This is a genomic window from Candidatus Jidaibacter acanthamoeba, assembly GCF_000815465.1.
Lineage (GTDB): Bacteria > Pseudomonadota > Alphaproteobacteria > Rickettsiales > Midichloriaceae > Jidaibacter > Jidaibacter acanthamoebae.
In genome coordinates this window covers 1-8648 of record NZ_JSWE01000230.1, presented here as the reverse complement: position 1 = coordinate 8648, position 8648 = coordinate 1, and the positions used below count along the sequence as shown (strand labels likewise).

The window sequence follows — 8648 nt, the reverse complement described above, 5'->3', positions numbered from 1 at the left end:
ACTAAATACAACTCACAAATGTTATATACTTGACTCCATACACGGTATCACTACCCCATTTTTAAACTTTAAAAGCTAGATAAAATAAGGATTTTAATTTATGATATGATTTTTAAAAGGGTTTTTGGCCAGGACAAAATGAAGGTAGGGTTATATACTAGAATTTCAACTATCGATTAACATACATTATACATTACCAATGCAAATGCAAGCTTTAGAAAATTACGTAGCGGCTCGTAAGTTAGAGACTGTATTAAAAATTGAGGATATTGATTCCAGGGCAAATATTAGAGCAAAACGTGAGCTATTATTAAAAGCATCAAAGAGGAGGGAGATTGATATGATAATTGTTTGGCGTTTAGATCGCTGGGGGCGCTCAGTTACTGACTTAATTGGAACCCTAAAAGAACTAAATGATTTAGGGGTAGGCTTTATATCTATCACACAAGCTTTGGATTTAACCACAGCTACAGGTCAAGCTATGGCAGGTTTATTAGCAATCTTTGCTGAGTTTGAGCATGAATTATTAAAAGAAAGGGTTAAAGCAGATATTGCTCATGCGAGAAAGTTAGGAAAGCCCCATGGAAGACCAAAAACTGTAGCAAATAAAACTTCTCAAATACAGCAATTATTCCAACAAGGGCTAAGTAAATCACAAATAGCTAAAACTCTAAATATATGTAGAACCTCTGTGAGATGCTTATTAGCTTTATCCTCAAAAAAGATGAGCTTTTTGGGCAAGATTCAGTCAGACCCCTTATTGAGCGCCAACAAGGTGCAGATTAAATTTTATATTATTAATAATAGGAGAAGTATATGTTAAAAAAATATATATAATCTTTGAGAAATGACATATTTAATGATCAAGAAACAAAAAAAGAAGTTTTTTTTATTTTATTAAAAAGAGCTGAGATAAGTACAATAGAATTATACTTGTATGGTTGGAAAGATTTAGTTGTTAATATACCTGCCCAAGAGATGTTCGGCAAAGTAGCAATTAATGTAGTCCGCAAAAATGAAGGACTTAATACTATTAAGTTTCTAATAGAAAAATGCGGATATAAATTTAGAGAAATTTATGATCCTGGCCATTGTAATCTCTTACAAGAAGCATGTTTATATAATGCTATAGATATAGTAAAATATTTATTAGAAAAAGGATTTAACCCTAACACTCAAGATACACTAGGGATAACTCCACTTCATAGAGCAATTCATACTGACAGCAAAGGATTAATTTCTCTCTTATATAGTAAGGGGGCTAATTTAAATACCAAGGATAAACAGGGTTTAACCCCCCTACATACCGCTGCAATAAACTTAAAAAGCAATGCACTAATTGAACTCAGGAGATTGAAAGCAAATGCAAGGATAAAAGAAAAGAATGGAATGGATTATTTGCAACTTAGCAAGGCTGTAAAAGAAGGGAGAATTAAAGTTGCAAAACAATATGAACTTGGTGATCAACAAAAACAGGATAATGAGTTTCGAGAAATTGATGGTTTATCTCAATATTATAAGGCCCTTCTTGAGAAAAAAATTTTTCAAAAGAAGTTTGAAGATGCTACGGAGTTGCTAGAGACTGCTTACACTTTAAACAAAACTAATTCTTTTTTGCTTTCTACCTTAGTGGATTGCTTTGTTGTTTCAAAATCTATCAATGCAAAGCAATTAGGTATATATCTAGACCATCTAATCAACAAATATAAACTATCTAAAAACTATATAATAATAGGTTATTTTCATGTATGTGAGGTTCTAAAGAATATAGGAGAATACTCAGCAATAGAGCAGTTTATTGACTTTGCAATAAAAATGGTTAGCTCTTTTGAAGAGAGAGAAGTTAAAAATATTTCAATAAGTGAGCTATATAATCATGCTTGCAGCTTATATTTTGAATTAGGCTCCTACCATAAAGTGGTAGTGACTGCACAACTAGGTCTTAAATATTGTCTACCTAATGAGGATAAGCGTATAGTCGGGTTTCTTCATTATAATTTAGGGCGCGCGCAATTTAACTTGTTTAATGTGGAGAGTGCTTATAGTAATTTTGAAGCCGCATTTTCGCTGGTTGAAGATGATATTGATATCTTTAATTCATTTCTCTCAAGGTTAATTGAAAGGAAAGAATATGATAAAGCATTAAGAATATCAACTGAGTCTAAATGTAATATATATCCTGATCTAAGTATTACTTATATCAAATTACTAAAAGGGGATATAACATGGGAGTTAGCACTAAAAGAAGCAAGCAATAGGAAATATTTAAACGATAACTTTTCTTATTCCTTAGCCCTTGATATTCAAACAATATGTCATCATAGACTAGGCAACCATGATTTAGCATTATTATGTATAAAAGAATCCTTTAAGCACATAAGTGCACAAAAAAATATCAATTTAGACCATGCTATTATAAAATATCTTCACAATACTATAAGCTATGGCTTTAAGGAAGAGGGACTAAAATTTATAGAAACTACTAAAGACGTTTACCAAAATAATTATCGAAATAATAATTTCATAAAAATTTTTAAAGCTTTAACTTATGTAGAGAACTCAAGGATTGAAGAAGCTATCAACATAACATTAGAGCTATCAAGCTTTAATATTAACTCCCAGTTACTTGTAGGATTATATACTTCCTGTTCCTGTTTAGTTATTGCTCAGCATGACTCAGATAGATATGATCTTGCTCAAAATCTTTTAGAAAAAGCTTTAGAATTAGATCCATCTAACCTGTCTGCAATTTTATATAAAGCTTTAATTTTATTTCTTAGAGGTAAAACAAGTGAAGCTAATATAGGTCTTAGTGATCTGGATGAGAACCTTGTTTTACAAATCGCAAAGAGTGAGGATTTCCTTTTAGAAGGGGCGGAGGAAGAAGTAATTGGCGCTGAACTTTTTGACCCAGTAAAAATACACCTTTACTTTCAGAAGCAAAAACAACAAGCAATAACCGCTACTGCTAATGCTATACATAAAGAAACAAAACCTATAACATCTTGGTGCATTAGCTCTAAAGTATATAGAGAAAATACAGAGGGTGTCGTCCATATAGATAATGAGTTATTCAGTAATTACTACGCCTTAATTGATCCAGGTATATCTAATAAACTAGATAACCAGACTTTAAAACAGTGTCAAAATGCATTAGAAAAAGGAATATGTTATAGAAAGGTTGGACAAAATGGTGTTAAGTTTATAAATAATGGTCCTATTGAGCTTAAGATACATGGGGATACTAGGTTATGTACTACTCAAGTTTTCATTAACGAAGACAGCAAAAAACTAATTATATTTGACGAGCTAGGACATCATAAATCAATTAAAAGGATAAGTAATAGAAACTTTAGCATTACAAATATAAAAGTACCTAATCAGCAAAGTAGTGAAATAGGGTACTCTCTACAATCTGAAGATCCTACCCCCATAATCCAGGGCACACCTACACCTCAGTTCACTGATAAGGTGAAAGTAACACTGAATTCAGAGGTTCGAGAGTGTTATTAGTAGTTCCACTTGGGATCATGTTAGAAAAATGAAATAACTTTTTAAACAAATTTTATTTTTTTAAAATGTCCCTTTTTAACTAGGATCCCGGCCAGATCTCAATAAAGCGCCGATACAATATAGAGACAAACTTACGACCTTTTAGTTCTCTGAACAATAAAATAGATAAGTTCGGCTATTAAAGGTACATAGCTAAAGTAATGCGGGTATTTGAAGAAACCAACCAAAAGTTAGCTAAGATAAACCCGAATAATATGGTATGCGGTTCAATACCGAAGCTTATAAAGCCCGAATGAAAGAATATGAGTATTGGAAGGAGTTACAGGCTGAAAAGAAGAGAAATTACTAATATTAATGAAATCGGTGAGCTCGCTACGACGCCTTTTAATAGCGCGCTCCCCCACCTTACTTATAAGGGGCTAAACTAATTGATAAACTTATACCTACTTCCCTTATAGTTCCTAAGTAACAAGGCCTAAAACTATATAATTTACTTTGAATTATTTAATATCAACTTTGCTTTCCTACTACAACTATATGCAGTCCACCCTGTTAAGTATATGCCTATTAAATACCATAAAAGAAGGGGAAGGCTTGCAATTAAATTACTAGATCTATAAATAGGAATTTTATAGAACTTAATCATACCATATGTACTTATTCCGATTACAATAATTGCAAAATAGATGATCACAAAATAAGTAAATAGTTTTACATGTTTTAACAAATTCATAACATCGATTACTTTATGTGAAATATTAATAGGAATTTACTATATCCAGGCTTTTTGCCAATATACATGCTCTCCTGGTTATATCCTTTTACAAAATTGTCTTTTATGGATGCGGGGTTATTGCAATAATTGCTATAACCCCTTTACCTATACCATAATGCCAAAAAATTCTATATGCAGCAGGTGTTTTATTTTCCACATAGGCTTCTAATATCCCTTCTCCATTCAGTCCTTGTAATGCACTATATTTATGTGTTTGTAAACTCGGATGCTTAGGGTTAGCTTCTAAATATCCTAGAGTTTTGCATACTGCATTATATCTCTTTTGAAGGCTCTTATTTTCCTTTAATCTCTTTAAATTTCAGTAGCTTGTTTAGTAAACAATAAACGAAAAGGCATTACTCATTCTCGGAAATATATTTGGAAAAGCTTCCAATATCTTGTACTTCACCTTCAGCAGATTCTTCAATGCCTTTCCTGACTTGATTCAATGCACCTTTATTATTAAAAAGCCAAGCTTCTTTTATCGGAATTTCTACATATGGTTCTAAGATAACTTTATGGGTATCTTCATCAACATAAGCTTTATAGCTGCTAACTCCTTTTTCTATTAATTTGCCTAAACACACTCTGCCTTTAGAATCTAATTTAAGCATTTTAAAGTTCTCGGTTCTCATAATTTAATTCTTAAATACTTTATTATATAATAATAACTTATAGTGGGAAATGTGTCAAGTGGGATAGTGGAGAATGTTATTCATAAGTTAAAGGCCTCTAGTAGGGGTAGATACCAAATTTTGGTGTCTTTATCCAACGTTCGGAAAAGGTAAAATCCTAGGAATGAATTAAAGCCTGATTTTCTTCAGTATCGTATATTTTATTCGTTTCCGGGCTATGGATATAGTGCCGAATTATGAATGAAGATTGTAAGAAGCTATAAAGTACTACCCATACTTTTACATCTTGAGGAGGTATTAAAATATTTCGGAGGAGGCATTAATCTTATTTATCATAAGAAAAAAACTATATTTATTAATCAGCAGTTTTTGCTGTTTTTGAGGATCTTACCTTTTCTGAGCAGCAGGCAAAATACCGATTTGGAAAATATCGCACTTTAAAGTCATTACATTTTATTAAATTATCTTTTGTTGGTCATTGACCGGAGACAAAGCATGTAACATCCTCATTACTCACTTCTCATCTAAATTGTGTATCAAATACATCCCTAATTCTTTAAGCTTAATTGCCTCAATATTCACTTCTGCTAATGCCTAGTTTTATATTCGCAAGCTTATAACCCCCTTCCCACATCGCATAAAGCTATCCTGAAAGCACCTATATATTACATAATTAATTATATGATTGTAGGTCACACAAACGGCTTTTGCGAGTATACCAGAGAAGTTTATACACTCTTTAATCAACAACTACTAATCATCGTTGATAATATATATTGGGAACGACACTTATTAACGGTTATACAGGTGATTTTTGTGATAACATAGGAACAGAATACGAATTAATAGAAGCTGTTTTATATCCGAGTTACCTAAGAATACACTCGGAAGTTAAAGCAGTTCATAACTTAAAATCTATAAAAAATCTTGATAGGGCTTTTAGCCTTATCTCCCTATCTTTTCGTTCAATCGCCACTAGGGCTTAACTTTACAATCATTATAGTAACTACTAAAAACTCCTCTAATTAACAACCTACTTAAAAGGACGACGGCATAGCCGAAAAGGAAATCAGGACTAAAAATCCTGATCACACCAATCGCGCCTAACAGTGCATCGTCTGTAAGCCAGGTATAACCTAGTGTTATCTAAGTACATACATGTGCATACATCTCTGTATTGTTTTGTATACACCATGACATACATTTATCTGGAAACTTTTTAGAATCTTAGCTTAAGCTGTATAGCTAAGTGTATACAGCTTATTATAAATCTTTACTTACCTAACCCCTGGGAATTACTACTAGCGCGGTTGGAGGAAGACTCAACCCATGTAGTGGATGGTTGTTCTTGGGCTCTTTTACACTCATCAATTGCCTTTTTTGTTTTTTCAATTTCTGCCCTTGGCCTTGGCTCAATATAATTTTCTCTTAGTATTAAGCTTGTATTAAGGAAAAACTTAGCTTCTTCGTACTTACTTAATTGTTGAAAAGATTTTCCACAATTATAATAAAGAGTAGCTAATTTAGGATCATTTTTTAAACTACAACAAGTGTAAAGCTGAATAGCTTTGAAAAATAAATCTGCTGCACTTTGGAACTTATTATTTTTGTAACCTTCTACTGCTTGTTCGTTTAAAGTGGTAGCCTGATTTTCTATTTCTTTATAATTCTGTTTTAAATCATAGTAGTATTTTCTTCTTAGATATGCATCTGAAAACAAGGTATTATATTCCATATTTCTAGTTTTATATTCTGTATCTGGGGCATTTTTTATATAGGAATTAAAAAGATCTTGTATCTCTAAGAAACTATCTTCCTCTCTGTTTAAAGTTAGGTTCAATTTTGCTTTAAAAGATTTATCTTCTAGAGTTTGAGGTACATTGTTCTCAAAATTAATTCTTTCTTTCAAGTTCCTTTTAAATAAATATGGATGATTATAATTATGTAAATATTCTTCTAGATATGAAGTTGTTATTAATACAACATCTTCTAATGAATTCACTGTTTTTAAATGTTGATTAAAACTTCTACCAATCGCATTTAATTCAGATGCTAATGCAACATATGATTTTTGCGGGGTTAAAACCCTCATTTCTTGTTTTGTTAATGTATGATTATCATTAACTTCAGTCTCCTTTTCACTTAATGGTTGCCATGCCTGTCCATCAAATATAAGATATTGTTTTTTTTGATCAATTGGAGTACCGCCTAATTTCATCATAGCTCTTTTACCAACAATATCTCCAATATGTCTTACTGCTAATATTTGTTGTTCCTGTGGATGATGGATTAATTCTAAGTTATTTCTAGTACAAGTTTTTATATTAGGAACCTTAACATCTAAAATTTTAAAGTTGTTGGATGTAGGGGATATGTAAATACCTTGAATATCATTTGTTATTTCTAACTGATAAACTTTGTATCTTAACTTTTCTTCAATAAATCTTACCCAATTATCCTTAACATATTTTCCCTGATCACGCGAGATAATTACTATACTTTCAAATTCTCCAACATAATCTATATCTTCTTTTAATTGATCAAATGTAACATGTGTATCTAAATGAGCGAGAATCATTCTAGAGAAATCTTTACTAATACAAACTAGGATAGAACATGTTGAGAAATCATCAGTGTATAAGCCATCAATATCATATTTACTAGTTATATCATGGATAAACCTAGCACAATTACCCTGTGGCACATATACAGTTTTTGTCATAGGAAGCTCCTAATTAAAAGGTTTTTATTATAAAATGCTTATAAGCTTCCTTAATATGGAAGAATTATTAAAAATGTTACAACATAAAAATTATTAAATTATAAAGCTTAACTAATAATGATACTGGGAATTATTATAGATATTAATGGTAAAACATTTGTTAGCGCTCTTTATGAAAATTTTTTACCGTACCGTCTTCTAGTTTTAACGTTATCTTATCCTTATTTATTTTTTCAATTTTAGCTGTTTCAGAATTAACCAATCCAATTTGATTATTGTTCTTAGTAAATCTAATTTTAAGCCCTTCCTGCAGCTGTAATTTCACCTCATTGAATACTTCAAACTTGTTTTCATAATTAATTTCCTTCTTTAGATAATATAGAATCTTTCTTCCTCCCTTCTCTAGCGTTAAGCTATTTGTTAGTTCATTAATCTTTACAACTTTTAAATAATCTCCTGCATTAATACCGTTTTTATATTTCTTATTAAATTTCAGTATATTTCCTTTGCCAAAAGAAGGAGCAAACTTATGATCTGCAATAGTGAAGTCAACCTGCTTTAAAGCCAAGAACTCCATTATTTCTTTTTTCAACTCGCCTGATGCGGTTAAACGTTCTCTTATTCCTTCATTAATTTCATCTCTAAGCCTTCTGGTATTGGCAGTAAGCAAGGTTTGCTCCCTCGTTTCTTTAGGTAATGCCTTATACCAACCAATAGTGGCGTTGTTGCTCAAATATGTAAAGGAGGTTGAAATTAACAAAAGTCTGAAAGAATTAAAATAAGAAGAATGGCTTAAAGAGTGCAAGGCAATCATATTGATAAGCTAAGGAAAAAAACAGCTAAGTTCAAATGAAGAAAAGAAGCAAGGGTAAGGTTAAATACAAAATAAATAATTGGAAAGAATATAATTAATCTTTAAAGGGCAGAGGATCAATTACAGTCTGGATAGGGGGAGATATAGAGCAGTTATGGTATGCTGTAAATGATAATATGTGTAAACAAG

General features: G+C 31.4%; 7 protein-coding genes. 4 read left to right on the top strand and 3 right to left on the bottom strand.

Annotated elements, in window-relative coordinates; genetic code table 11:
• Window positions 1-199: 199 nt before the first annotated feature.
• From NF27_RS10655 to NF27_RS13210, 3 genes are all read left to right on the top strand, one after another.
• Window positions 200-823 carry a recombinase family protein gene (locus NF27_RS10655; protein WP_039459515.1) on the top strand — a complete coding sequence of 208 codons (624 nt, stop codon included), beginning with the start codon at window positions 200-202 and terminating at the stop codon, window positions 821-823.
• A 17-nt stretch (window positions 824-840) separates the two neighbouring features.
• Complete coding sequence (locus tag NF27_RS10650; RefSeq protein ID WP_039459512.1) at window positions 841-3513, top strand: ankyrin repeat domain-containing protein; 2673 nt, start codon at window positions 841-843, stop codon at window positions 3511-3513.
• Between the two features lie 302 nt (window positions 3514-3815).
• Complete coding sequence (locus NF27_RS13210; protein WP_275574627.1) at window positions 3816-3941, top strand: hypothetical protein; 126 nt, start codon at window positions 3816-3818, stop codon at window positions 3939-3941.
• A 703-nt stretch (window positions 3942-4644) separates the two neighbouring features.
• On the opposite strand, the gene NF27_RS10640 is transcribed toward NF27_RS13210, so the two are convergent.
• A complete protein-coding gene (locus NF27_RS10640) occupies window positions 4645-4902 on the bottom strand; it encodes a hypothetical protein (protein WP_053332797.1) in 258 nt (85 codons plus the stop codon).
• A 797-nt stretch (window positions 4903-5699) separates the two neighbouring features.
• Here NF27_RS10640 and NF27_RS12115 point away from each other — a divergent pair.
• Window positions 5700-5909, top strand: coding sequence for a hypothetical protein (locus NF27_RS12115; RefSeq protein ID WP_152606915.1), 210 nt, complete (start codon window positions 5700-5702; stop codon window positions 5907-5909).
• Between the two features lie 287 nt (window positions 5910-6196).
• Here NF27_RS12115 and NF27_RS10630 read toward each other — a convergent pair whose 3' ends face one another.
• Together NF27_RS10630 and NF27_RS10625 are read right to left on the bottom strand one after the other, a co-directional pair.
• On the bottom strand, window positions 6197-7645 hold the full coding sequence (locus NF27_RS10630) for a Vir family protein (protein ID WP_039459505.1): 1449 nt from the start codon (window positions 7643-7645) through the stop codon (window positions 6197-6199).
• Between the two features lie 160 nt (window positions 7646-7805).
• Entirely contained in the window at window positions 7806-8378 is a 573-nt protein-coding gene (locus tag NF27_RS10625; protein ID WP_152606914.1) for a hypothetical protein, read from the bottom strand.
• Window positions 8379-8648: the final 270 nt, after the last annotated feature.

Coding starts and splice junctions, on each gene's coding strand:
- NF27_RS10655 (WP_039459515.1), top strand. CDS start 200: ATGCAAATGCAAGCTTTAGAAAATTACGTAGCGGCTCGTAAGTTAGAG.
- NF27_RS13210 (WP_275574627.1), top strand. CDS start 3,816: ATGAGTATTGGAAGGAGTTACAGGCTGAAAAGAAGAGAAATTACTAAT.
- NF27_RS10640 (WP_053332797.1), bottom strand. CDS start 4,902: ATGCTTAAATTAGATTCTAAAGGCAGAGTGTGTTTAGGCAAATTAATA.
- NF27_RS10630 (WP_039459505.1), bottom strand. CDS start 7,645: ATGACAAAAACTGTATATGTGCCACAGGGTAATTGTGCTAGGTTTATC.